Annotated in this window: 16 protein-coding genes; 8 read left to right on the top strand and 8 right to left on the bottom strand. The window is 68.1% G+C overall.

Going from position 1 to position 26,105, the window contains the following annotated elements; all coding sequences use genetic code 11:
* The 6 genes from aguB to BRESU_RS16285 form a co-directional block, all read right to left on the bottom strand.
* Nucleotides 1–870, bottom strand: coding sequence for an N-carbamoylputrescine amidase (aguB, locus tag BRESU_RS16260; RefSeq protein WP_013270664.1), 870 nt, complete (start codon nucleotides 868–870; stop codon nucleotides 1–3).
* On the bottom strand, nucleotides 870–1,874 hold the full coding sequence (locus BRESU_RS16265) for an agmatine deiminase family protein (RefSeq protein ID WP_013270665.1): 1,005 nt from the start codon (nucleotides 1,872–1,874) through the stop codon (nucleotides 870–872). Before BRESU_RS16265 ends, aguB begins: the two co-directional genes overlap by 1 nt.
* Before the next feature lie 165 nt (nucleotides 1,875–2,039).
* The gene (locus BRESU_RS16270) at nucleotides 2,040–5,444 is read right to left on the bottom strand and encodes a TonB-dependent receptor (protein WP_013270666.1); all 3,405 of its coding nucleotides are present in this window, start codon (nucleotides 5,442–5,444) and stop codon (nucleotides 2,040–2,042) included.
* 176 nt (nucleotides 5,445–5,620) lie between these two features.
* Nucleotides 5,621–6,247 carry a peptide-methionine (S)-S-oxide reductase MsrA gene (msrA, locus tag BRESU_RS16275; protein ID WP_013270667.1) on the bottom strand — a complete coding sequence of 209 codons (627 nt, stop codon included), beginning with the start codon at nucleotides 6,245–6,247 and terminating at the stop codon, nucleotides 5,621–5,623.
* Between the two features lie 104 nt (nucleotides 6,248–6,351).
* Nucleotides 6,352–7,905, bottom strand: a complete 1,554-nt coding sequence (locus tag BRESU_RS16280; protein ID WP_013270668.1) for a capsule biosynthesis protein — start codon at nucleotides 7,903–7,905, stop codon at nucleotides 6,352–6,354.
* Between the two features lie 379 nt (nucleotides 7,906–8,284).
* Complete coding sequence (locus tag BRESU_RS16285; protein WP_013270669.1) at nucleotides 8,285–9,442, bottom strand: OmpA family protein; 1,158 nt, start codon at nucleotides 9,440–9,442, stop codon at nucleotides 8,285–8,287.
* A 321-nt stretch (nucleotides 9,443–9,763) separates the two neighbouring features.
* Here BRESU_RS16285 and neuC point away from each other — a divergent pair, with 321 nt between their 5' ends.
* Nucleotides 9,764–10,939 (top strand): UDP-N-acetylglucosamine 2-epimerase, encoded by a 1,176-nt coding sequence (gene neuC, locus BRESU_RS16290; protein ID WP_013270670.1) that lies wholly within the window; start codon nucleotides 9,764–9,766, stop codon nucleotides 10,937–10,939.
* Nucleotides 10,940–10,941: 2 nt separating this feature from the next.
* On the opposite strand, the gene BRESU_RS16295 is transcribed toward neuC, so the two are convergent.
* Nucleotides 10,942–11,640: an acylneuraminate cytidylyltransferase family protein gene (locus BRESU_RS16295; RefSeq protein WP_013270671.1), complete on the bottom strand. Its 699-nt coding sequence runs from the start codon at nucleotides 11,638–11,640 to the stop codon at nucleotides 10,942–10,944.
* Between the two features lie 115 nt (nucleotides 11,641–11,755).
* Between BRESU_RS16295 and BRESU_RS16300 the strand changes: the two genes are divergently transcribed.
* From BRESU_RS16300 to BRESU_RS16310, 3 genes are all read left to right on the top strand, one after another.
* Nucleotides 11,756–12,772 (top strand): SDR family NAD(P)-dependent oxidoreductase, encoded by a 1,017-nt coding sequence (locus BRESU_RS16300; protein WP_218915395.1) that lies wholly within the window; start codon nucleotides 11,756–11,758, stop codon nucleotides 12,770–12,772.
* The gene (locus BRESU_RS16305) at nucleotides 12,769–13,839 is read left to right on the top strand and encodes a nucleotidyltransferase family protein (RefSeq protein WP_013270673.1); all 1,071 of its coding nucleotides are present in this window, start codon (nucleotides 12,769–12,771) and stop codon (nucleotides 13,837–13,839) included. Before BRESU_RS16300 ends, BRESU_RS16305 begins: the two co-directional genes overlap by 4 nt.
* A gap of 98 nt (nucleotides 13,840–13,937) precedes the next feature.
* The gene (locus tag BRESU_RS16310) at nucleotides 13,938–15,269 is read left to right on the top strand and encodes a glycosyltransferase family 4 protein (RefSeq protein ID WP_013270674.1); all 1,332 of its coding nucleotides are present in this window, start codon (nucleotides 13,938–13,940) and stop codon (nucleotides 15,267–15,269) included.
* 1 nt (nucleotide 15,270) lies between these two features.
* On the opposite strand, the gene BRESU_RS16315 is transcribed toward BRESU_RS16310, so the two are convergent.
* The gene (locus BRESU_RS16315) at nucleotides 15,271–15,588 is read right to left on the bottom strand and encodes an AprI/Inh family metalloprotease inhibitor (protein WP_013270675.1); all 318 of its coding nucleotides are present in this window, start codon (nucleotides 15,586–15,588) and stop codon (nucleotides 15,271–15,273) included.
* A gap of 231 nt (nucleotides 15,589–15,819) precedes the next feature.
* On the opposite strand from BRESU_RS16315, the gene BRESU_RS16320 reads away from it, so the two are divergent.
* The 4 genes from BRESU_RS16320 to BRESU_RS17010 all read left to right on the top strand — a co-directional run bounded on the left by BRESU_RS16320 (nucleotide 15,820) and on the right by BRESU_RS17010 (nucleotide 26,034).
* Nucleotides 15,820–17,556 carry a type I secretion system permease/ATPase gene (locus BRESU_RS16320; RefSeq protein ID WP_013270676.1) on the top strand — a complete coding sequence of 579 codons (1,737 nt, stop codon included), beginning with the start codon at nucleotides 15,820–15,822 and terminating at the stop codon, nucleotides 17,554–17,556.
* 35 nt (nucleotides 17,557–17,591) lie between these two features.
* Nucleotides 17,592–18,890 carry an HlyD family type I secretion periplasmic adaptor subunit gene (locus BRESU_RS16325; RefSeq protein WP_245528576.1) on the top strand — a complete coding sequence of 433 codons (1,299 nt, stop codon included), beginning with the start codon at nucleotides 17,592–17,594 and terminating at the stop codon, nucleotides 18,888–18,890.
* 117 nt (nucleotides 18,891–19,007) lie between these two features.
* The gene (locus BRESU_RS16330) at nucleotides 19,008–21,221 is read left to right on the top strand and encodes an AGE family epimerase/isomerase (protein WP_013270678.1); all 2,214 of its coding nucleotides are present in this window, start codon (nucleotides 19,008–19,010) and stop codon (nucleotides 21,219–21,221) included.
* An 82-nt stretch (nucleotides 21,222–21,303) separates the two neighbouring features.
* Nucleotides 21,304–26,034 (top strand): M10 family metallopeptidase C-terminal domain-containing protein, encoded by a 4,731-nt coding sequence (locus BRESU_RS17010; protein ID WP_013270679.1) that lies wholly within the window; start codon nucleotides 21,304–21,306, stop codon nucleotides 26,032–26,034.
* Nucleotides 26,035–26,105 lie beyond the last annotated feature (71 nt).

Raw genomic sequence — 26,105 nt, forward strand, 5'->3', positions numbered from 1 at the left:
CTAGGCCGGCCGGGGCGCGGCCAGTGCGCTGTACAGGTCCGTGCGGCGATCGCGGAAGAAGCCCCAGGCGGCCCGGTGGCGGTCGATGTAGTCGAGGTCGAAGGTGTGGACCAGAACGCCCTGGTCGTCGCGCCCGAAGCTCTCGACCAGATCGCCGCGATGGTCGGCGATGAAGGACGAGCCGTAGAACAGCTGGCCCGCCTCGGTCACATGCTCGCGGCCCGTCCGGTTGGCCCCGACGACAGGCACCACGTTGGACACGGCATGGCCCTGCATGGCGCGCCGCCACGGATCGGCCGTGTCCAGTTCCTTGTCGTGGGGCTCCGATCCGATGGCGGTCGGATACATCAGGATCTCGGCACCCATCAGCATCATGGCGCGGGCGGTCTCGGGGTACCACTGGTCCCAGCAGATGCCGACGCCGATCCGCCCGAACCGGGTGTCCCAGACCTTGAAGCCCGTATCCCCCGGCCGGAAATAGTATTTCTCCTGATAGCCGGGGCCGTCGGGGATGTGGCTCTTGCGGTAGACCCCCATGGCCGAGCCGTCGGCGTCGAGCATGACGATGGAGTTGAAATAGTGCGGCCCCTCGCGCTCGAAGATCGAGACGGGGATGGCGACGCCCAGTTCTTTCGCCAGATCAGCCATGGCGATCACGGCCGGGTGCTCGCGCCAGGCGTAGGCCGTGCCGAACCACTTCTCCTCCTGCGAGACGCAGAAATACGGGCCCTGGAACAGCTCGGACGGCAGGATGACCTGCGCCCCCTTGCCGGCCGCCCCGCGGACGAGGTCGGCCGTGCGGGCGATGTTGGCGGCCATGTCCTCGCCATAGGCGGACTGGAGCGCGGCGACGCTGATCGTGCGGGCCATCAGGCAGGCTCCTGCTGGGTGATGCAGTGGAAGGATCCGCCGCCCGACAGGATGGCGGTCGACGGCAGCGGGATGATCTCGCGGTCCGGGAAGACGGTCGCCAGGCCCTCGCAGGCCAGACGCGCGGCGGTGTCGTTGCCATAGGTTGGCACGATGACCGCGCCGTTGGCGATCAGGAAGTTCATGTGACTGGCCGGGACCGGGCGCTCGTCCTCGTCACCGATGAAGCCGGGCGACGGCAGACGCAGCAGCTTCAGCGCGCGACCGTCGGCATCGGTCGCGGCCGAGATCGCGGCAGCGGCGGCGTCGAAGACGTCGTCGTTCGGATCGTTGCGGCCATAGGCCATAGGCAAGGCGACGACGCCGGGCGCGACGAAGCGGGCCAGATTGTCGACGTGGCCGTCGGTGTGGTCGTTGAGCAGGCCGTCGCCCAGCCAGATGACCTTGCGCGCGCCCAGAGATCCGGCCAGCGCGTCTTCGGCCGCCGTTTCAGTCCAGTCGGCGTTTCGGTTGGGGTTCAGCAGGCACTGTCGCGTGGTCAGGATCGTGCCCGCCCCGTCGTGATCCAGCGCGCCGCCCTCCAGCACGAAGTCGTTCCGGTCCAGGGCAACGCCCGTTGCGGCCCCGACCTGGGTCGCCACCGTGTCGTCGTGAGGCAGGTCGTATTTCCCACCCCAGCCGTTGAAGCGGAAGGCGGCGGCCCGCTGCGATGCCTCGCCGAAGATCGGGCCGGTGTCCCGCAGCCAGATGTCGCCGAAGCGGCCGGCCACGACCTCGACGTTCGCCACGCCGTCGAACCGGGCGCAGGCGTCGGCGAGGGCTTCATCGTTGCCCACCATCAGCTTCACCACCTCCCGGCCGGGTCCGGCCAGGGCCCGCACAAGGGCCTCGACCTCGGCCTGGGCGGGTTCGAGATTGTCTTCCCACAGCTCCGCATGGCTGGGCCAGCCGACCCACATGGCCCGGTGGGGCGACCATTCGGCGGGGATCGGGGACAGGGACATGGAGGCGAAAGCCCTTTCAGACGAACGGCGAACCCGAAGACGATGGGCAGGCGGGCCAGATAGCCATCCCCGCCCCCCGGTTCAACAGCGATGCCCCAAACGAAAGGAGGCGGCCCGTCGCCGGACCGCCTCCCTGTCGTCGTGATCGCCGTGAAGCGACGTGGCCTAGAACTCGTAACGCAGGCCCAGCTGGATCGCCCAGAAGGACTTGCCGGCGTTGTCGCGGTTCTTGATGTCCGCCGTCGTGCTGGCGCTCGAGTAGCGGTAGGTGGAGCAGACGGGGTTGCCCGCTCCGCTCTGGACCACACCGGCAGCGTCGGCGCACTGGGCGTTGATGAGGTTCAGCGTGTCGCCGAACTCCTCAACGATGCCCCACTCGTCGTTCAGCAGGTTGGCCAGGTTCTGGACGTCGGCCACGAAGCGGAACTTGCCCGGCAGCCAGAAGGCCGGCAGTTCCTGGCTGAACTGCAGATCGATCTGGTAGGTCTCCGGCTGGTCGTCAGAGCCTTCGCCCTTCTCGACGATCTTCCCGTATTCCAGACCGAAGGTATCGACGAGGGTCCGGAAGCGATCCCGGGTCGCGGCGTCGGCGAAGGTGACGAAGCCGACATTCAGGTCGTTGGGATTCGCGTCGTTGGCGAAGTCCGGCACGTACAGCAGCTGGCTGCCGCGGTTCACGCCGAACGTCGGGCTGCGCGATGCGGCGTTGTCGCCCATCGTGAAGCTGATCGGACGACCGTCGCGGATTTCCCCGAACAGATTGAAGCGCGTCTGCAGGCCGTCGAAGAAGTCGTGCGTGTAGTTGAACTCGGCCTTGTAGCGGTTCGAGACCTCCTCGAAGGCGGTGCCGAAGGCTTCTTCGTTCGGATCGAGGCGCGAGGCACCGGTTCCGTAGAGCGAGCTGGCGGTGGAGCCGAACCGGGCACCCGAGACACGATCTTCGATGTTGGAGCGGGCATAGCCGACCAGGACATCCAGATCGCCGTCGAAGAAGCTGCGTTCCGCGCTGACGCCGACGCTGTAGCTTTCGCCTTCCGTGGTGTTGAACGCGACGATGTCGCGGTTCGAGCCGGGGTTGGTCGAGGTGATGCCGAAGGCGTTCCGCTGGACCGTGGTGCCGAGAATGCCGTCATAACGGATGCGGCCGTCCGGCGTGAACTGCTGGACGCCGTTGACCAGCAGAGGCTGGGCGCGGAAGTCGCGGAAGGACAGGCCCTTGTTCACGTCGGTGTAGACGACGTCGAGGCTGACCCGCCAGTTGTCGAGCGCCTGGTCACCGAAGCGGCCCAGGTTCGACCAGCCTTCCGGCAGCTCGACCGTGGTCGTCAGGAAGTATTTCCAGTCGGACGGCAGCTCGAAGTTCGGCGCGAGCGCATTCACTTCCGAGGTCGGCGAAGCCACAGCGCCAGCCTGCAGGGCCTGGACCGCCGCAGGGATGTCATAGCCGAAGCGGGGGTCCGCGACGTTGATGTTCAGAGCCGCCGCGCCGATCGCCTGGGTGAAGCCCGCGACGCCGGTCGTTTCACGGAAGGTTCCGTCCGGGTTCCGCTCGATCTGGATCCCCGAGGTGAGGACGCCCGTGTTGCTGTACGAGTTCGACAGGATCACGTCCGGCAGGCCGCCCGAGAACAGACCCAGGCCGCCGTTGACGGTCAGCCAGTCGGTGGCCTCCCACTTGAACGAGGCCCGCGGCATCAGCAGGCTGAACCCGTCGTAGGTCTGCTGGTTGCTGAAGCCGTTGCGGTTGAAGAAGTTCTGGTTGAACGCCACTTCCGTGTCGCTGCGGTACCAGTCGTAGCGGGCACCGGCCTGGACGCTCAGGTTGTCGAACAGCTGCAGCGTGTCCTGACCGAAGACCGAGTGGACGGTGTATTCGAAGTCGGCGGCCGCGTCTTCCGCATTGCCCGTGATCGAGTTGGTATAGATCAGGCGGCTGGCCTGACCGGCGGCGAAATCGGCGCGCGAGTCGAAGTAGTAGGTTCCGTCGCTGTTCGGCACGAAGATGTTGAACACCGAGACGGCCTGGCTCTGGTAGCCGAACTTGAACAGGTTGTCGCCGAGCGCGTATTCGCCCTTCGCCTGGATCTGCAGGTTGTCGGTGGCCAGGAAGTTGGCGTGGCGGTTCGAGTCGGGGCCGAAGCGGAAGACCGAGTTGGATCCGCAGCCCGTGATCGCATTGGACGTCACGGTGCGGGTGGCATCGGAGCACACCGTGATGTCGGAGAATTCCTGACCCGACGGCGGCTGCTGCAGGCGCTCGTATTCACGGAAGGTAACGCGGAGCTGGGTGGAGAAGTTGTCGGTCCACTGCGAGTTCAGTTCCGCCGCATAGGCGGTGTCGTCCTCGCCCGTGAGGTACCATTGCGAGTCGAAGCCCGCCGAGGTCCGGGACAGGTTGGTGCGCTGGATCAGGCCGGATTCGGCGTGACGGTAGGTCAGCGACAGACGCTGGCTGTCCGTGATGTTCCAGTCCAGCTTGCCGGTGTATTTCTCGTCCGTGATGGGCTTGGTGCGGGTGATGCCGCCGACCTCGAAGTCGGACGCATAGACGGTGTTGAACTGATTGACGAAGCCGTCGAGGTCGGCCTGGGTGATGCCGTTGATGTCGTTGGCAAAACCGCCGCCGGTCGGTCCGGTCGACGTCTGGTCGACCGTCTCATAGAGCTCGTAGGAGCTCGCGAAGAACAGACGATCGCGCCACAGCGGGCCGGAGAAGAAGAAGCCGTAGTTGGTCTGGGTGATCGCGGACGGCACGTCGACGCTGCGGATCGTGGTTCCGACCAGGCCGTCGTTCAGATAGTTGACGAAGGCCGAGCCGTGGAAATCGTTTCCGCCCGACCGCAGGACCACGTCCAGCGCGCCGCCGGAGAAGTCGCCGTTCTCGACGTCGACCGGAACAGCGCTGACGCTGAACTGTTCGATGGCGTCCAGCGAGACGGGGCCGCGGCGGGTCGGCGTGCCGCCGGTGTTCAGACCGAAGTCGTCCTGGGCCTGGGTCCCGTCGATGGTGATGCGGTTGGTGCGCGGGTTGGAGCCGGCGATCGAGATGCCACCGTCGCCACGCGTGTTCTGCGACACGAGGATGTTGCGGCGGGCGAGGTCACGGATGTCGCGGTTGACGGACACGACGCTCTGGACGCCTTCACGGTCGAGGACCGAGGTCACGCCGGTGTTGTCCGCGGTCACGTCGCGGATACCGACCACGACGACGTCGTCGACGGCGCTGCCGGCGCCGACATAGAGGGTGAGCGGGGTCGTTTCGGCGACCTGGAGGCTGATGTCTTCCAGGGTGCCGTTACCCGCGTCCGAGGTCGCCTCGACCAGGTACGGGCCACCCGGGCGCAGGCCACGGGCGGTGAAGGTGCCGGTGCCGTCGGTGACGGTGCTCAGCGTCGTGCCCGAAGGCAGGTGCGTCAGCGTGACCTGGCTGCCGGCGACCGGCGAGCCGTCGGCCGACACGACCGTGCCGCGGACGGCCGACGTGGTTTCCTGCGCATAGACGGCGCTGGACATCGCGAGCGACGTCAGAAGGGCCGTGCTGGCCCAGAACGCCCGGGAGCGGTTCGTCATTGTGTCTGTATCCCCACAGTTCGGGCGAACGCGCCCTATGGTCGACCGGGCACGGGCCCGTCGAAATCCAGCCCGATCTAAGGCGCAAAGCGAACCGTCGGACGACACTAATATGACAGACGCATGACAAGGCACAGGGGTGACACGGGCGCCACAGTGGCCACGGGTCGCAGGGCTCAGCTGCCCCAGACCGCCCGGAGCCGGGCCGCCCGCCCGCAGAAGCGGGTGTAGCCACCGTAACGCACCGGGTTCAGACGCGCGAAGTCCTGATGGTAGGCCTCGGCAGGCCAGAACCGGCCGGCCGCGCGCACGGGCGTCGTGAAGCGCCGCGCACCGATCACCGCGACCGCCGCGGCGCGGGACGCCTCGGCCACCGGGCGTTGCGCCGCCGTGGCGAAGACGGCGGTGGCATAGGCTGGCCCGGTGTCGCAGAACTGGCCGTTGGCATCCGTCGGATCGATGGTGCGCCAGAACCGGTCGACCAGCTGGCGATAGGAGATGCGGGCGGGATCATAGGTCACCTGCACCGCCTCGACGTGATCGTTGCCGCGCGACACCGCCTCATAGGTCGGGTTGGCGGACCGCCCCCCCGCATACCCCGAGACGGCCGAGACGACGCCCGGCATGTGCTCGAAGTTGGATTCGACCGACCAGAAACAACCGCCCGCGAAGACCGCCACCTCGCGCCGGCCGCTGTCGGGGCCCGACTGGACCACGGGCGGCTGGGCACCGGCGGGCTCTCCCTGCGAGCAGGCCCCCAGGGCGATGGCGGCAGCGACGGCGAGGCGGGTCAGGGCAGTCATGGACAAACTCCGGGGGCGACCGAGGAACTCGGGAACGAACCAGATACGCACCGCATCCGCCACGGGATACATCGCCGCGTTCGCTTCCGACGCCTGACGCTGAGCTACCCAGCGGTTTCGAAGCGTGTTGCGACGGCTTTTGCGGTGGGTTTGAGGGCCTTGGGTTCGTGGTAGTTTCCGTTGACCTGTGTCTGGTCGATGACGTGGGCGCGGAAGCGGACGAACAGGTCGGGGTCTGGGGTCCGGGGGCGGGTCCAGAAGGCGTCGATGGTCTGCTGGTCGGTGAGGCCGTCGAAGTCGAAGAAGGCCTCGCCGAGGACCTTGACGGGGGTCTTGAAGCCCAGGGCCGACAGGGCGGCCGAGGAGTTGTTGACCACCATGCCGGCGGAGGCGCGGCACAGCTGGGCCAGGTTGCCGCCGTCGATGAAGTCGACCCGGTCGGCGATGCCGCGTTCGATGGCCAGGACCCGGGTCATGCGGCGCAGGTCGACCAGGCCGGGATCCAGCGGATGGTTCTTGACCACCAGCCGGGTGCCGTCGGGGGCGTGTTTCGCGAACGAGGTCAGGACCTCGGCCAGGAAGGCGGTGTTGTCGGCATAGTGGGAGTAGCGCAGCAGCTGGGCGTCGCCCTCGCGCTGCAGGCAGGCGATGAAGAAGGGCCCGCGCGCGCGGATGACCCCGGCGTCGGCCTCCTGGGAGGACCGCAGCATCAGGCCGAAGTAGCGCCGGATATGGCTGGCGCACTGCAGCCAGGCCGGGGTCGTATAGGGCTGGGCATAGCGGCGGAAGGCGAACGGCCGGACCAGGAACTGCAGGAAGTGATACAGGCTGATGTTGGCCACATGGTGCGGCAGGGCGCGTCCGACGGGCCGGGCCGGCACGATCTCGGGGATGGGCGGGTCATAGGCCGCCCGCGCGCGCGCCAGACCGGAGCGGGCGTTGACCCCGTCCTGCTCGACCGTGATCCAGTCCGGCCGGAAGTAACCGTTCTCGAGGACCCAGATTCTAAGGGCGCTACCGCTCGCGCCGCGGGCGCTCGCTGCTTGAGCGCGTTCCTGGGTCGCCGCACCGCCAACGCCCGGCTCGCGGAGCCTCGCTGCCTGGGCGGGGGAAGAATCAGAGGAAGCGTCGACCGCCAAAGCCTTGAGGGCGTCGGCCTGGGTCAGGACGGCCTGGTTGTAGGGGCCGCCCTCGCCGAACACGACCAGGTCGGTCAGGCCGTGGGCGGTCACCAGTCCGGCCAGCCGGGCGGGCCAGTCGCGCACGTCGCCGTCGAAGGTCAGGCCGCCGGGGCGACGCCAGTAGACCAGGTCGCCGATGTTGAAGATCATGCGCCGGACCCGGGCGCCCCTGGCCTCCAGCTCGGCCGCCAGCACCCGGCCGAACGGGCCGAACGGCGCGGTCACGATCAGGAAGTGGCGGCCTTCCAGCGGCAGGGCGCTGTCGCTCGCAGGATGCAGGGCGCTACCGCTCGCGACGCGGTCGCTCGCTGCCTGAGCGCGGGAGTGTTGCAGAGGGGCGTGGGCCGGGTCCAGCGCGATCGGGGGCGCAACCGGCGTCAGGACGGGGGTGGTGTCGTTGGCCACGCGACGGTCCGCCACGACGCGGCGATCGACGGGCGGACGCGGCCGGCGCGCGGGAATGCGGACATCGGCCATGCTCAGGCGTGGCTCGCACGGACGGCGAAGGCGGCTTCGGTCGGAGAGACGATCGTCGAGGCGCAGCGCTTTGACATGGGTCTCCTTGTCGCGCCGTGATCCGCCGGGATCAACCGGCTTGTCCGGAAAAGCGATCGGAAACGACCCGTTTCACAGAACCGCCGGATAATCGTGGGTTGTTCGACACATATCGTCAGCCCCCGGACGGTGTCGCTGGAGAGCGCTACCGCTCGGCGCGCGGAGCCTCGCGGCTTGAGCGCAAACAAAACCGCCGGGCCCCTCGCGAGGCCCGGCGGTCAAGTGTTTCGTCGCATCGGCGACCGTTCACCGGGCACCGGACCCGGATCGTGAGATCCGGGCCGGGCCGTGGAAGCGGTTCTTAGAAGTTGATGCCGATGGTGGCGCGACGGTTCAGAGGCTCGCGAACGCCGTCGGCGGTCGGACGGGCCAGGTTGGTTTCACCCTTGCCGTCGAGAGCGATCACGCCGCCGTTGACGCCGTTGGACACCAGGGCGTCAGCCACGGTGCGGGCACGACGGTTCGACAGGCCCACGTTGTAGGCGGCCGAGCCGGACGTATCGGCATAACCGACGACCAGAACGCGCGTCGGACGACCCGACTTGGCGTAGGTGGCGGCTTGCGTCACGACCGAGCGGGCTTCCGCCGTCAGGTCCGAGCGATCCCAGTCGAAGTACACCACGAACTCACGCGCCGTCGGGGCCGGAGCCGGCGGAGGCGGGGGAGGCGGCGGCGGGGGCGGAGGAGGCGGCGGGGGCGGGGGCGGCGGGGGCGGAGGTGCCATCGGCGCTTCGTCGGCACCGAACGCATAGCGCAGGCCCAGCGTCACGGTGTGCGACTGGTCGTAGTCGCCTTCGAACGTGCCCTGGTTGCGCGTGACCGGAGCCGACACGGTGTCGAACTCGGCATCGCCCGTCAGGTAACGGTAGGTCAGGTCGATGTTGGCGCGGTCGCCGACAGCGTAGCTCAGGCCGGCGATGGCCTGGGCGGCGAACTTGGTCGACGAGTCGTCGGCCACGATCGAGCCGGCGCCCTGGCGGTAACGGCCGGCGAAGTCAGCGGCGACGCGGTTCACACCGACGCCCAGACCCACGAACGGACGAACGCCCCAGTACTCGCCACCGATGTCATAGATGACATTGGCCATCAGCGTGGTGGATTCGATGTCGCCTTCCGGGGAGAAGCAGGGACCCGTGGCCGGCGTGAAGTTGCAGATGCCGTTCGTGCCCGACACGGCGCGAACCGTGCCGATGTCGCCCGAGCGATAGCCGCCCTCCAGCTCGACGCGCCAGTTGGCGTCGAAACGGTAGCCCAAGCGCGCAAACGCAGCCCAGCCGTCGTTCACTTCAAAATTGAAGTTCTGACCCGTCACCGAAGACTCGGCGTTGATGTCGTCGATGATCTGGTAACCGGCGTCTACCGCACCGTACCAGCCGTCCGGCTCAGCCGATGCAGCACCAGCCGACAGGGCAAGTGCCGCCGCCGCGCTGGAAGCCAGGAACAAAGTCTTGAAACGCATGGGTGTGAGCCCTCCGCAGCCATAATTGATTCATGCGGCGGTCTCACCGCCAGCGCGGGTCATAACAGCGTTGCTGCTGGAGGTCGATACCCCCAGTGCCCCCGAGCACGGCAAAGGACCGACCGTGACGTTGAAGCTACAGGAGAAATCCCGAGGAACGGCCGGATTGATCGACGCAGAGACCGTGGTCTCACCGCCAGAACCGTTGTAATGTCGCAGCCGCATGGACGACACCCCTGGAAGCCGGGCGAAGAGGGACGGCGTGGACAGGCGCGCCGCCGTCGAACGCTTTGTGAGGCCGAACGCGGCCGGATACGCTTCATGGTGAGGTCGAAGCGGTCCGTCGGCGTCTTTACCGCCACGCGGGCTGAGTACGGGCTGTTGCGGCCGCTTCTCGCCGCCCTCGACCGGTCGGCCACCCTGACACCCCGGCTCATCGTGTCGGGAACGCACCTGTCGGATCGCCATGGCGGCACCCTGACCGAGATCGAGGCGGATGGACGAACGCCGTCGGCCTGCGTGCCGGTGCTACTGGCGGACGACAGCGGTCGCTCGGTCGCCGCCGACATGGCGGCCGTGCTGGCGGGCGCGGCCGAGGCCTACCGCACGCTGGAGCTGGAGGCGGTCATCATCCTGGGCGACCGGACCGAAGCCCTGGCGGCGGCGGCGGCGGCCGTTCCGCTGGCCCTGCCGATCGTGCATCTGGAGGGCGGCCACCGGACCGCCGGGGCCGTCGACGACGCCATCCGCCACGCGATCTCCAAACTGGCGGCGCTGCATTTCACGGGGGCCGAGCCCTATCGCCAGCGCCTGCTGCAGATGGGAGAGGCCCCGGAGCGGGTTTTCACCGTCGGCTCCACCGGCGTCGACAATCTTGAAGCCTTCGGTCGCAAGACGGCGGCCGAGGCCTCGGCGATCACCGGGCTGGACCTGCCCGAGGGCTTCGTTCTCGCGACCTTTCATCCCGAAACCCTGGCCGCGACGCCGGCCGGGGACCAGGTCGCCGCCTTCATCGCCGGTCTGGAGGGGGCCGGCGACCGGACCCTGTTGATCACCCTGCCCAATGCGGATGTCGGCTCCGGCACGGTCCGGGCCGCGCTGGAGCGGTTCGCCGCCCGGGCGCCGGATCGGGTGAGACTGGTCGCGTCTCTCGGCGCGAAGGGCTACGCGGCGGCCCTGACCGCCTGTGCCGCCGTCGTCGGAAACTCGTCCAGCGGCATGATCGAGGCCCCGGCGGCGGGTGTTCCGACGGTCAATGTCGGCGATCGTCAGGAGGGGCGGCTGCGCGCCCCCTCGGTGATCGATTGCGCGCTGTCACCGGACGCGATCGCGAGCGCCCTGCGCCGGGCCCTGGATCCGGACTTTCGCCGGATGGCGAAGGCCCAGCCGCCGATGTTCGGCGATGGCCATGCCGGCCAGCGGATCGTGGACATTCTGGAGACGACGGACTTCGCCGGTCTGGCGCGCAAGCCGTTCATCGACCTGCCGATGCGCTGACGTCAGCGGCGGACGCTGTCCAGCGGTCGGGATGACTCGCCACGGACATGGGGCCAGAGCGCCTCGCAGACGGCGAAGTCGAAGGCGGTGTCGACATCCCAGCCGCATTCGGGTCGCATCAGGTAGGCCAGGGTGCCCGGACCCACGAACCCGCGGGTCGCCAGCATGCTGTCCGGTCGGCCGACGTAGAGGGCTCCGTTGACCACCACCCTCTCCCCCGTCGCGGCTGCCGCCCGGTGGAAGGTGCCGTCAGGATCGACCTGTCCGTAGAAGGACGCCGGTTTCAGCATCGGGGAGACGCCGATCACCGCGGGCGCGTCGCGATCGTGGCACAGGGCGACGGCCGCATCGATATCGACCTGCGTCCGCAAGGGCGAGGTCGGCTGCAGCAGGACGACATAGTCCCAGTCCTGGTCGAGCGTCTGCAGCACATGGGCGATCGCATCCATCACCGAAGCCTGCGGCCCGGCCAGACCTGGCGGTCGATCCACCACCGGGACCCCGGCCCGCTGCGCCAGCTCGGCCACGCCGGGATCGTCGGTGCTGACGACCAGATGATCCAGGGTTTCCGAGGCCAGCCCGGCGTCCAGCGTCCAGGCCGTCATGGGACGTCCGGCCAGAGATCGCAGGTTCTTGCCCGGCAGCCCCTGCGAGCCCGCCCGCGCGGGAACGATGCCGAGCACGCGCCGTCCGTCGATCATCCCGTTCCTCCCTCGGAGCATCTCCTTGTGGCACGCGCGAGCCTTACGGGCGGTTAACCATGGGCGGGGGATCATGCCCGCGCCGGCGCGTGCGTCGTCAGGGAGCGCTGAACGGGTGGATCAGGACATGGAGGGCGACCGGACGACGGCGTCGCTGGCGGGACAGCGGGTGCTGGTGACGGGGGCCGGTGGTTTCATCGGCAGCCGGCTGTGCGAACGGCTGGTCGCGGACGGGGCCGAGGTGCGGGCGCTGGTCCGATATACGTCGGACGGGGACGCCGGCTGGCTGGACCGCTCGCCGATCCGCAAGGACATCGCCGTCGTCAGGGGGGATCTGGCCGACCGGGACAGTGTCTTCGCGGCCGTTCGTGACCGGGACGTGGTGTTTCACCTCGGGGCCCTGATCGCCATTCCCTATTCGTACGAGGCCCCGGAGAGCTATGTCCGCACCAATATCCTGGGCACGCTGAACGTGCTTCAGGCCGTGCGGGAACTCTCGGTCGGCCGTCTGATCCACACCTCGACGAGCGAGGTCTATGGCTCGGCCCAGACCGTGCCGATGACGGAGGCGCATCCGCTGGTAGGCCAGTCGCCCTACTCCGCGTCCAAGATCGGGGCCGACAAGCTGGCCGAAAGCTATCACCGGTCGTTCGGGACGCCGGTCGTGACGTTGCGGCCCTTCAACACCTTCGGCCCGCGCCAGAGCGCGCGGGCGGTGATTCCCTCGATCACCATGCAGCTGCTGGCCGGGCGCACGATCCGGATGGGCGACACCCGGCCGACGCGCGACTTCGTCTTCGTCGACGACACGGTCGACGCCTTCGTCCGCGCGGCGACGGCTTCCGGCATCGAGGGTCTGACGATCCACTTCGGCGGCGGCCGGGAGATCGCGATCGGCGACCTGCCCGCCCTGATCGGGGCGGCGGCCGGCCTGCCGGTCAGCGTCGAGATCGATCCGCAGCGCCTTCGTCCCGCCGCCAGCGAGGTCGAACGCCTGATCGCGGACGCCTCCCTGGCCCGGCAGCGTCTCGGGTGGCAGCCCCGGGTCAGTGTCGAGGAGGGCCTCGCCCGGGTCGTGGCCTTCATCCGCGACCATCCGGGGCTCTACCGGCCCGAGGAGTATGCGGTGTGAGCCGCGCCGATCCCATCGCCGGCAATCTGCTGCCGCCCGACGCCAGTCTGCTGGACGCGATCGAGCGGATGGATGCCGTGCGGCGCAAGCTGATCGTCGTGGTCGACGCGGACCGTCGCCTGCTCGGCACGGTGTCGGACGGGGACATCCGGCGCGGCCTGATGCGTCGCCTCGAGATGCAGGCCCCCGTCAGCGCCGTCATGAACCGCGACCCGGTGGCGGTCCGCGTGGCAGGACCCGAAGCGGAGGCGATGGTTCGCCTGTCCGAGCGGGGCGTCTCCCTGGCCCCCCTGCTGGACGGGGGCGGCCGGGTCGTGGGCCTGTATCCCGACGCCGCGATCGCCACGAAGGCGCGGGACAATCTGGTGGTCATCATGGCCGGCGGGCGCGGCGTGCGCCTGGCTCCCCTGACCCAGACCTGCCCCAAGCCGATGCTGAAGGTCGCGGGACGGCCGCTGCTGGAGAGCATCATCGAACGGTTGAGAGACCAGGGGTTCAGCCGGTTCCGCCTGGCGGTGAACTATCTGGCCGAGGTGATCACCGACCATTTCGGCGACGGATCGGCCATGGGCGTGGAGATCGACTATCTGCGCGAGGATCATCCGAGGGGGACGGCCGGCGCGCTGTCGCTGCTGCGCGAACCGGTTACGGCACCGGTCGTGGTCCTGAACGGCGACGTGCTGACTCGTCTGGCCTTCGGCGACCTGATCGACTTCCACCTTGAACACGGCGCGAGCGCGACCCTGTGCGTGCGGGAACACCAGTTCCAGGCCCCGCACGGCGTGGCGGAGATCGAAGGCGTACGCCTGACGTCCTTGCGCGAAAAGCCGACGTTCCGCTGGCAGGCCAACGCCGGGATCTATTGCCTGGACGGATCGCTGCTGTCGCGCATCCCGGCCGACGGTCCCTATGACATGCCCGAGCTTCTGTCCGCCCTGGTCGGTGACGGCGAGACCGTCTGCGCCTATCCGATGCACGAATACTGGCTGGATATCGGCCGGCCACCGGATTTCGAGAGCGCCCAGGTGGCGGCCGTGAGCTTTCCGGTGGACGGCCGGACCGACTGAGGTCCGCCGGCCATTCCGGACCAGACTTGCCGCCGCCTTGTGATTACGGATCGCGCGTCTAAAAGCGGCCGACCTGAAACTGTGCGGATCCACGCTTGATGCCCGAGACCATCGCCTGTGTGGATGGCCGCGACCTGTCCCTGACGCAAGGATCCGGGATTGCGACATACGGACGGAACCTGCTGACGACCCTGTCCCGCATGGGCGTCGGGACCCAGGTCCTGTACGGCCCGCCCACGCCCGTCAGCCCGGACCCGCTGATCAACGAGATCGCCCTGGCCAACCCCGACAAGACGGCGGGGCGTCCGACGGCGCTCAAGCGTTTCGTCCGGACGACCCGGGCCCGGTGGGGCCTGCCGGCTGTGCCCGTCCGGCCCGGCCAGGTGATCTGGCCCCGGGACGGTGCCGCCCCGCCGGCCACCGACTCCTACTGGGCGAGCCAGGACGTGTTCCGGACGGCCCATCGTGCCTTTGTGAAGACGGGTCGGCTGACGGACATCCGCTTCAGGCCCGACAGCGATATTCCGAGGCCGGACGTGTGTCACTGGACGGCGATCATGCCGCTGCACGGTCGCGATGCGCTGAACCTGTATACGATGCATGACCTCATCCCGCTGCGGCTGCCGCAGCTGTCGCTGAGCAACAAGGAGCATTACCTGGCGATCTGCCGCGCCATCGCCGACCGGGCGGACCACATCATCGTGGGCTCGGACTCGGCGAAGACCGACATCGTCGAGATGATCGGCGTCTCGCCGGATCGCATCACCAATACCTACCACGCCGTGCAGCTGCCGCCGGGCCACATGGAGCGGTCCGACGACGAGATCGCCCGGGAAATCGAGGGGGCCTTCGGACTGCCGTGGAAAGGCTATTTCCTCCACTACGGCACGATCGAGCCGCGCAAGAACCTGGGCCGGACGGTGGAAGCCTATCTGGCGTCGGGCGTGACGACACCGCTGGTGATCGCCGGCGGAGACGGCTGGCTGTTCGAGCCTGAAACGGCGCTGCTGGACCAGGTGCGCGCCGGCGAGGGCGCGGCGGGCGGACGGATCACCAAGCTGAAGTATCTGCCCGCCGGTCTGCTGGCCAGCCTGGTGCGGGGGGCCAAGGCCCTGCTCTTCCCCTCCCTGTACGAGGGATTCGGCCTGCCGGTGCTGGAGGCCATGAGCATGGGCACCGCCGTCCTGACCTCGACCGCCGGTTCGCTGCCCGAGGTCGCCGGCGGTGCCGCCATCCTGGTGGATCCCTATGACGTCAACAGCATCCGCAAGGGCATCCTGGCCCTGGACCAGGACGATGACCTGCGTGACGCCATGGTCGAGCGGGGCAGCGCCCAGGCCCTGCTGTTCTCTCCGGAAGCCTATGAAGCGCGCCTGACGGATCTCTATACCCGACTGGGGCTTCGCCTGGCCCCGACAGCCCGGGTCTGACTCAGGCCGATCGCGCGCGTTCGACCCGCAGGCTGCCGTCGACGGCGACGAAGGCATCGACGTCGGTCTGGCGGAATTCGAGGATCACCGTGTTCCCGGCGTTCCGGAGCTCGAAGCCCCGGGGGGTCGGGCTCCAGTGCGTGGCCGCCGCCATTCCGGTCAGGGCGCATCGCTCGACGTGCACACCATAGCCGCCAGATGCGGCCTGCCGGTTCAGGGCCAGGGTGCAGTCGCCCGATCCATCGGCGGACGAGAAGGTCCACAGGCCGATCACGGCCTCGATATCGCCTGATGGCGCGGGTGTCTCGGCAGGTGACACGGCTGGCCGCTCCTTGGAATGACAGGCGCTGGTGAGGACGGGCACGGTGCAAAGCCACACCGCGAGGGGGAGGGCTGAAGCCAACGTCATGCCTCGTCCTTCATCTCCGTGACCCGACGCGTTCAGCGGTCACAACCGTCCGTGACTGATAGCGAAAGCGGGACCGGCGTGCCACCACCTTTAAGAGAACGCGCCGAGCGGCTAGAGTGACATGGAAGGAGTCCGTTCCGCGTGTTCAGCCACCTGCTTCCCAGACAGCCGGGCACCGAGCCGCTGGCCGAGGCCTTTCGCGCCTGTCGTCAGCACCTGATCGGCGCCCTGGTCTTCAGCGCGCTGGCCAATCTGCTGTATCTGGCCCCGACCCTCTACATGATGCAGGTGTACGACCGCGTGGTTCCGACCGGCGGGTTGCTGACGCTCTTGCTGATCTCTGTGGTGGCGGTGTTCGCCCTGGGAACCCTGGCGCTGCTGGACTGGCTGCGCGCGCGCCTGTTGCTGCGCGCCAGCCTGCGGCTCGACCGGCTTCTGGCGCCGGTCATCCTGACGAGGCTTGTGGAAATCCGGACTCCGCGCGCGGCAACCCAGGCAATGCGCGAGTTCGATACGGTCAGGTCAGCCGTGTCGGGCCAGGGCATCCTGGCCCTGCTGGATGCCCCATGGACGCCGCTTTATCTGGTGTGCTGCTTTCTGGTTCACCCGGCGATCGGCGTCCTGACGCTGGTCGGAGGCGGCCTGCTGTTCGCACTGGCGGTGCTCAACGAGCGCGACAGCCGCCCAAGGCTGAAGCGCGCCATCCACTCCACGGCCACCGCCTACGCGGCCCAGGAAGGCATTATCGCCCAGAGCGAGGTCGTGCGTGCGCTGGGCATGCGGCAGGCCAGCGTCAACCGACAGATCACCGAGCGCGCGAGCGGGGTGGCGCACTATGCTGACGCCCAACTGAACGGTGGCAAATATTCCGGTGCGATCAAGTTCCTGCGGCTGGTCATGCAGTCCGGCTCGCTGGGGCTCGCCGCCTTTCTCGCCGTCAAGGGTCAGATCTCCCCGGGCTCGATCATCGCGGCCTCGGTGCTTTTGAGCCGCACCGTGGCTCCGATCGAAATGCTGGTCGGTGCCTGGCCCAGTCTGAATCAGGCGCGGTCCAGCTGGCTCGCCCTTGTCGAACTGTTCACATCAACCTCGGGCATCGATCGGGCACGGACGGCGCTTCCGGTCCCCAAGGGCAAGCTGCAGGTCGAGGACGTGACGGTCCAGCTGCCGGGTACGGATGCCCCGCAGCTCCGCCAGATCTCCCTGTCGCTGAACCCGGGCCAGACCCTGGGAGTCGTCGGTCCCAGCGGATCCGGCAAGACGACGCTGGCCCGGGTTCTCGCAGGCGGGCTGGCCCCGACCTTGGGCACCATCCGCCTTGACGGTGCGGACTATCTGGCCCGGTCCTCAGACGATCTGGCCAGTCACATCGGCTATCTGCCCCAGGTACCCAGTCTTCTGGCAGGCTCGATCAAGGACAATATCTCGCGTTTTTCGGCCTCGCTCGGGAGCGGATCGGGCGACATTGACCTCAAGGCGGTCGCGGCGGCCAAGGCTGCCGGGGCCCACGACCTCATCCAGCGCCTGCCCCAGGGCTATGATACTCAACTGGGGGCGATGGGATCCGGCGTTTCGGCCGGACAGGCCCAGCGGATCGCCCTCGCCCGCGCCCTCTACGGGGATCCCGTGCTGCTTGTGCTGGATGAACCGAACTCCAACCTCGATCAGGAGGGCGAGGCCTCCCTCATGACCGCAATCCTGTCGGCCGCTGCCCGGGGTGCCGCGGTGGTCCTTGTGGCGCACCGCGCCGGGGTCCTGTCCCGCGTCGACCGACTGGCCACCATGGCTGACGGGACGATCACGATGGAAGGCAAGCGGGAGGAGGTTCTGGCGCGCCTGAGGAGCACCTCTCCCCAAGTGTTGACCCGCCCGCAATGACAGATGCTCCCCCCCTCCCGCCGGACGCGGTTCCGGTGTCCGATTCGCCATCGACCGACATGCGCGCCGGCATGGCGGTCATCGGCGTGTTCTTCGTCCTGTTTCTGGGCTGGGCCGCCATCGCGCCGCTCGATGCGGGTGCCTACGCCGCGGGACAGGTTGCGGTTTCGGGAAACCGGCAGGCCGTCCAGCATCAGCAGGGCGGGGTCGTCAGCGCGCTGCACGTCGCCGAGGGCGACCGCGTTCGCCGCGGGCAGGTGCTCGTCGAGCTTGCGACCGGCGAACTTCAGGCGACCGAGCGGGGCGTCACCGGACAGGTCGTTTCGCTGCTGGCGCAGCGGGCCCGGCTGATCGCCGAACGGGATGGACTGGCGTCGATCACGACGCCCGCCGAGTTCGCCGGCTACACGGGGCCTGATCTGGCGCTGGCGCAGGATGCCATGCGCCTTCAGAGGCTCCAGTTCATGGCGCGTCGAAACGGCCGATCGACCGAGACAGGCGTTCTGACCCAGCGGATCGGACAGCTGAACCAGCAGGTCGAGGGGCTGCAGCGGCAGATCGAATCCAATGTGGCGCAGCGGCAGCTGATCGAGCGCGAATTGGACGGCGTGCGCAGCCTCGCAGCGCGAGGGTTCGCGCCCCAGACGCGCGTCATGGCGCTGGAGCGCACCGCGGTCGCGCTGGACGGAGAGCTGGGCTCGCTCCGCGCCCAGGTCGCGGGAACCAACGAAGCCGTCGGGCAGACGCGCCTGCAGATGCTGGGCGTCTCCACCACGATGGAGGAGGACGTCGCCGACCAGCTGCGACAGGCGGAGGTCTCGCTCAACGAATTGCGCCCGCGCCTGGCGGAGCTGAGGGCGCAGATCGCGCGATCGCGCGTCCGGGCCCCCGCGACCGGCGAAGTGGTGGGGGTGACCACCTTCACCGTGGGCGGGGTGATCACGCCGGGCCAGACCTTGATGGACATCGTGCCCGAGAATGCCTCCCAGGTGATCATCGCTTCAATCAACCCGTCGGACATCGACAACCTGCGGCTGGGACTGTCGACCGAGGTCAAATTCCCGGGACTGCGCGAGCAGTCCACGCCGTTGTTGCACGGCACGGTCACACGGCTGTCCCCCGACAGTTTCACCGACGAGAAATCAGGCCGGACCTACTATCGGGCGGAGGTCGTCATCCCGCCGGGCGAGCTGGTCAAGCTCGGCGCGTCCGCCCAGAGCATTCGCCCCGGCATGCCTGTGGAGGTCGTGGTTCTTCTGCGAAAGCGGACGGCCCTTCAATATATGATCGAACCCCTGACAAGCGGTCTATGGCGGAGCGGGTCGGAACAGTAGAGGCCTGTGTCACGTCATCGACATAATCCCGAACAACGTTCACTGAACCTTTAAGCGTTGCCTGAAAAGGCGGGATTTGCGCTTCCATGAGGCGCGGCATTATGTCTAAACGGCCGCATGGCCCTCTATCCCGTTATCCTTTGTGGCGGCTCCGGCACGCGCCTCTGGCCCGCGTCGCGGCCGTCACGACCGAAGCAGTTCATCCGCCTCGCCGGGAACCGCTCGCTGTTCCAGGACACCGTGATACGGGTCGCCAGACTGGTCGAAAACGAAGGCAAGCTCCTCGTCGTCGCCGGTCAGGGCCACCGCGACGTGATCGATGCCCAACTGGCTGAAATCGATACGTCGGCCCAGGTGCTGCTGGAACCTGAAGCCCGGGATTCGGCCGCGGCCATGGCCGCAGCCGCAGCATGGGTGGCGCGCAACGATCCGGACGGGATTCTCGCGTTCGTTGCATCCGACCACTACATCCCCGACGACGAGGGCTTTCGTCGCTCGATCCTCGACGCGGTCCAGGGCGCGCGCGCCGGCCGGATCGTCACCCTGGGGATCAAGCCGACCGAGGCCTCCTCGGCCTACGGCTACATCAAGCCCACCGGCCCGGGATTGTCCGAGATCGAGACCTTCTGCGAGAAGCCCGACGCGGAGACGGCGCTGCTCTACATGCAGGCCGGCTACCTCTGGAACAGCGGCAACTTCATCGTCAGCGCACGGACCCTGGGCGACGAACTGGCCCGGTACGCCCCCGCCGTGCAGGAGGCCGCCGTGGCCGCCCTGCCCCCGGTAAACGACAGTGCGATCCAGACCTTCGGCCCTGCGTTCACCGATGCGCCGAAAATCTCGATCGACTACGCGGTGATGGAAAAGACCCATCTCGCCTCGGTGCTGGAGGTCTCGTTCGGCTGGTCGGATCTCGGGGCGTGGGACTCCATTGCCGCAAGTGGCGTCGGCAACACCGGCATCCACATCTTTGAGGAAGCAGAACGTTGCCTCGCGCGGGCACCCGACGGCGTTCTGGTCGCCGCGCTGGGGGTCAACGATATCGCCATCATCGTCGAGGCCGATGCGGTCCTGGTGTGCGATCTGTCGAAGTCGCAAGGCGTCAAGCGGATCGTCGACCGCATCAGAACCACCTCGCCCAACCATCTCGATTTCGCGCGCACGACGCCCGAACCGCTCGAGGCGGGGGCCCGCCGCTTCGCCGACTGGCTCCGTCTGAGAGCCCTGCCGACCTGGTCGACCCTCGGCATGGACAGCCACGGCGGCTTCGCCGAGGCCCTCAGCCAATCCGGGCGGCCGGTCGCCAGTCCCCGGCGGGCCCGCGTCCAGACCCGCCAGATCTACGTCTATGCCCAGGCCGGTCTTCTGGGCTGGGCGGGCCCCTCCAGCCAGATCGTTTCGGCCGGTCTGGAGCGTCTGCTTCAGGCCTATCTCGGACCGGACGGCCAGGCACGAACCCTTTTGACGGCGGACGGACGTCCGCTGGACGAGACCGCCATGGTCTACGACCAGGCCTTCGTGCTGTTCGCCATGGCGGCGGCCCGCAAGGCGGGTGTCGGACCGTCCGACCTGGAAGAGCGGGCCGTCGTCCTGCGTGACGCCCTGGTGGCGCGCGCGCTCCCGAACGGAGCCATCGAGGAGGCGGGCGACCACCCCTTCCAGTCCAATGCGCACATGCATCTGCTGGAGGCCTGCCTGGCGTGGGAAGCGCTCAGCAGCGATCCCGCGTGGGGACGTTTCGCCGATCGGATCGTGGCCCTCGCCCTTGACGTCTTCATCGACCGCGACGGCGGCTTCCTGCGCGAGTTCTTCGGCGCGGACTGGGCACCGGCGGCCGGCGAAGACGGTCGCCTGGTCGAGCCCGGACACCAGTTCGAGTGGTCCTGGCTGCTGACGCGTTACGGACGCAGCCGCGGGGATGACCGCGCCGTTGCCGCCGCCAGGACCCTCTATGCGCGTGGTCGGCTCGGACTGGGCGGACGCCCGCCGTCCGCACTCGACGGTCTGAATGACGACCTGACCATCCGCAGCGCCCGGTCCCGGTTGTGGCCGCAGACGGAATGGCTCAAGGCATCGCTGATCCTTGCCGAGGGCGCATCCGAGCGTGACCGCGCTGATCTTCTGGCCGATGCGGCCGCGGCCCAGCGCGCGCTGTGGCTGTACCTGAAGCCCGACGGCCTGTGGCACGACAAGCGACTGCCGGATGGCGAGTTCCTCGACGAGCCTTCGCCGGCCAGTTCCTTCTATCACATCATGGCCGCCTTCCAGCAGGTCTGCGATACCTCGGCCGCGCTGGCGCTGGACGGCGTCGAGGCCCTGGATCTGGACTAGGTCGAAAAGTCAGATCGCTGCTTGTCCTGCGAGACAGGGAGGATAGGGTGCAACCCGAGGGCGTTGTCTAAGGGTCAAAAGCATGTTGGATCGTGGTGTCGCCCGGAGTTTTCCGGACCTCGTGGTCAGCGGTGAAGGTTCGGGCCCGCCGGCCGGCGAGACGGCAGGATCCCCCGGCCTCGCCAACTTTACCGAGGGCGCATGGTCGTCGCCCTGCCCCGGCTGCGGCCAGTCGCATTCGAACTTCGACAGTACCGATTTCGGCCCCCTGGCCTTCCTGAACGGCGATGACCGCGGCGGGCCCGGCGGCGGCAACACGGCTGGAAAGCCCTCGCTGACGCTCACCGACGCGGCCGGCCAGCTGACCCGGACGGGGCTGAGCTGGGCCCCGAGCCTCGGCACGGCCACGACAGTGACCTATGCCTTCCGCAGCACCGCGCCGACCACCATGCCGACCGACACGGCAGGGTTCAGCCAGTTCACCACGGCACAGGTCTCGGCGACCCTGCTGGCGCTCCAGGCCTGGTCGGATGTCGCCAACATCACCTTCACGCGCGTCGACGACGGCGGCGGCTATTCGAACAACGCCACGATGCTGTTCGGCAACTATTCCAGCGGCGAAGAAGGGGCCGGCGCCTTCGCCTATCAGCCCGGCAACCGATCCACGACATCGGTGACCGGCGATGTGTGGGTGAACGCCAGCCTGACGTCAAACTCCAGTCTGACCCTGCTGGCCTATGGCCAGCACACCCTGACGCACGAGGTCGGTCATGCGATCGGCCTGAGCCATCCGGCGGCCTATAACGCATCCGAGGGTGTGTCGATCACCTACGGCAATGACGCCACCTATTACGAGGACTCGCGACAGTACACTGTCATGAGCTACTTCTCGGAGAGCAACACGGGCGCGAATTTCCGTCGGGGGAACGCCCAGTATTCAGCCGTCCCGCTGCTGGACGACATCGCCGCCGCCCAGCGCCTGTACGGTGCCAACATGTCCACGCGGACGGGCGATACGACCTATGGCTTCAATTCCACCGCGGACCGCGCCTGGTTCAGCGCAACCTCGTCGTCCAGCAGCCTGATCTTCGCGATCTGGGATGCCGGCGGCATCGATACGCTCGATTTCTCCGGGTTCAACCAAAGTCAGGTCATCGATCTTCGGCAGGGAGCCTTCTCGAACGTCGGTGGCCTGATCGGCAATGTCGCCATCGCCGCGGGCGCGGCCATCGAGAACGCGATCGGCGGCTCGGGGAACGACACGATCTACGGCAACTCGGCCAACAACCGGATCGACGGCGGCGGCGGGTCCGACACGATCGACGGGGGCCTCGGCGTGGACACCGTGGTCTTCGGTGGAGCCCGGTCAGCTTATTCCGTCAGCTGGAATGGGCAGGTCGGTAGCGTTTTGACAATCGGGACGGGCCAGACCACGACGGTCCGGAATGTCGAATTCCTGGCCTTCACGGACATGGCCATCGCGACCAGCCCGACAGGCGGCGTGACGGTGTATGGCGACCTGACCAACGACAGCGTCAATGGCACGAACTTCGCCGACACGATCACGAGCGGAGGCGGCAATGACACCGTCAACGGGCTGGACGGAAATGACCTCCTGGACGGCGGGCTGGGTGACGACGTCCTGAGCGGGGGTCTCGGGTCCGATGTGCTGACCGGCGGCCGCGGGAACGACCAGCTCGACGGCGGCGCGGGCGTCGATGTCGCCGACTATCGTGCGGCCGGCTCGGGCGTCAGCGTCAGCCTGGCCACGGGCCTCGCGACGGGCGGAGCCGGCAACGACACCCTGGCGGGCATCGAGGACCTGCTCGGCTCGGCCTACGCGGACACGCTGATCGGCGACGGGGGCGACAATGCCCTCAGCGGCAACGGCGGTGTCGACACCCTGTACGGTGGCGGCGGCAACGACCGGTTCTATGGATCTGTCGGCGGCCTGACCGGGGGCGCGCCCGACATCGTGAAGGCCCAGGGCACCGCCAACACCAGCCGCGACAGCGCCGTCTCTCTGGACGGCGGGTTCGACATCCTGCCACGCAGCGACGTCGTGAGCGCGGGCACCACACCCCACGCCACGGTCCTGGCGACGGCGGGCGGGACCGTGGAATGGTACAGCTTCTCCGCCACCGCGGGCGCCTCCGTCACGATCGACATCGACAACGCCACCTTCGACAGCGTCATCCGCATCGTCGACGCCGCGGGCAATGTCCTGGCCGAGAACGACGACGGCGCGACCAGCGGCGACGCCGGCAATGCGACCGACTCGGCCCTGACCTTCACCATCCCGGCGAACGGGATCTACTATGTGCAGGTCTCGGAATGGGTCTCGAACGGACCTCTGACGACACGGGATATCCCGTCCGGCCAGACCTACACCCTGCATGTGTCGGTCCCGGGCCACGCGGTCGTGCCCATCGTGAATACGGGGGCGTCGATGTTCGGGGAGGACGGCGACGACAGCTTCCACCAGGGCATCCTCTACGTCGCCGGCAACATTACCGCCACGAGCGTGTTCGGCAGCGCGAGCGACCGGATCGACGGCGGAGCCGGCGTGGACACGGTCTACTACAATTCATACTCGTTCCCGTTCACGGTGACGACGAGCGACGGCGTCACGACCGTCCGCAACAACAACACCGGCGAAACGGACACCCTGACGAACGTCGAGTTCATCCAGTTCATCGACATGACGGTACAGCTGGGACAGGTGGCGCCCATCTCGGGCACCGCCGCCGGGGAAACCCTGAACGGCACGCAGTTCGGGGACACCATCTACGGTCTCGGCGGCAACGACACGCTGAACGGCTTCGGCGGCAACGACACGCTGATCGGCGGGGGCGGCGACGACGTGCTGGTGGGGAGTCTCGGCGACGACGCCTATGAGGTGACCGAGGCCGGGGATGTCGTGACCGAGCAGGCGGGCGAGGGCAGCGACACCGTCTACAGCTATCTGGACAGCTACACCCTGGCGGCCAATGTCGAGACGCTGGCGCTGGTGGGGTCGGCCCGGGCGGGCATCGGCAATGCCGGGAACAACACCCTGATCGGCAATGCCGGGGCCAATCTGCTGGTCGGCGGGGCCGGGGTCGACCGGATGGTCGGCGGCCAGGGCGACGATTTCTATGAGGTGACCGAGGCCGGCGACGTGGTGGTCGAGGCCGCCGGCGAGGGCACGGACACCGTCTATTCCTATCTGGAGACCTATACGGCCTCGGCCAATGTCGAGCGGCTTGAGCTGGCCGGGCGGGCGCGGAACGGGTCGACCAATGCGGACGGCGGGACCGTCATCGGCAACGCCCTGGACAACACCCTGACCGTCGGCGGCGGCTCGGCCGTGCTGATCGGCGGCGGCGGCAGCGACACGGCCGTGATCGGCGGGGCGCGGGCCGGGTTCACGATCGCCACCAACAGCGGGATCACCACCGTGACCGGCGGGGGCCGGACGATCACACTGGCCGGGGTGGAGCGGATCCAGTTCTCGGACCAGGTCGTGGTCCTGACGACCGGCCAGACCCTGGTCGGAACCGGCGGCGGCGAGGTCCTGAACGGGGCCGACGGCTATGACAGCCTCTATGGCAACGGCGGCAACGATGTGCTGTTCGGCTACGGCGGGATCGACGTCCTGGTCGGGGGCGACGGCGCGGACATCATGGTCGGCGGCGACGGCGACGACACCTATGAGGTCAGCGAGGTCGCCGACAACATCCAGGAAGGGGCCGGCGAGGGCTTCGACACCGTCTTCGCCTATGCCAGCGGCTATACCCTGGCCGCCAACACGGAATCACTGCGCCTCGTGGGGTCGGCGACGACCGGCTACGGCAATGCGGGCGACAACACCCTGGTCGGCAACGGGCTGGACAATCTGCTGGTCGGCGGAGCCGGCAACGACACCTTCTACGGCGGCACGGGCGACGACACCTACGAGGTCACCGAGGCCGGCGACGTCGTGGTCGAGGCCGCCGGCGAGGGCATCGACACCATCTTCAGCTACGTCACCTACACGCTGGGGGCCAATGTCGAGAACCTGCGTCTGGTCGGCACGGCCGTGAACGCCACCGGCAACGCGCTGAACAACATGATCGTGGGCAACGACGGCAACAACGTGCTGATCGGCGGGGCCGGCAACGACATCATGGTCGGCTCGCTCGGCAACGACGCCTATGAGGTCACCGAGGCGGGCGATGTCGTCTACGAGGCCGCCGGCGAAGGCACCGACACGGTCTATTCCTACATCGACACCTACCAGATGTCCTTGAACGTGGAGGCGCTCTACCTCGTCGGGTCGGGCCGGGTCGGGCTGGGCTCGGCCGGCAACGACACGATCGTCGGCAACGGGCTGAACAACATCCTGAACGGCAACGCCGGCAACGACATCCTGACCGGCGGGGCGGGCGTGGATCAGTTCTGGCATCTGGCCGGCGGCGGGCATGACCGGATCACCGACTTCTTTCCAAGCATCGGCGAGGTGATCGTGCTGTCGCAGAGCCAGTTCGCCAACTTCGCCGCCGTCCAGGCCGCCATGACCCAGTCGGGGACCGACCTCATCATCACAATCAGCGGATCCCAGTCCCTGACGCTCAGCAACGTCTTCGTCAGCCAACTGAACGCCGCCAACTTCGCCTTCTACGGCGGACCGTCCGGTGCCCCGGTCATGCCGCTCGAGGAGACCGCGTCCAAGACCCCGGACCTGCAGGCCTGGGACGCGGACGCCACGACCCGGCACGATGGCCCGGCCCTGCCGCACCACGACGCGGCCCTGCCCTGGTTGCCGACCCAGATCCAGGACCACTGGGTCTGAGCCGGGCGACGCCACGGCGACGATCGGGCACGCCACGTGGCATCAACGTGGAGTGGCTTGCCAAGCCGGAA

Source organism: Brevundimonas subvibrioides ATCC 15264 (assembly GCF_000144605.1).
Classification (GTDB): domain Bacteria; phylum Pseudomonadota; class Alphaproteobacteria; order Caulobacterales; family Caulobacteraceae; genus Brevundimonas; species Brevundimonas subvibrioides.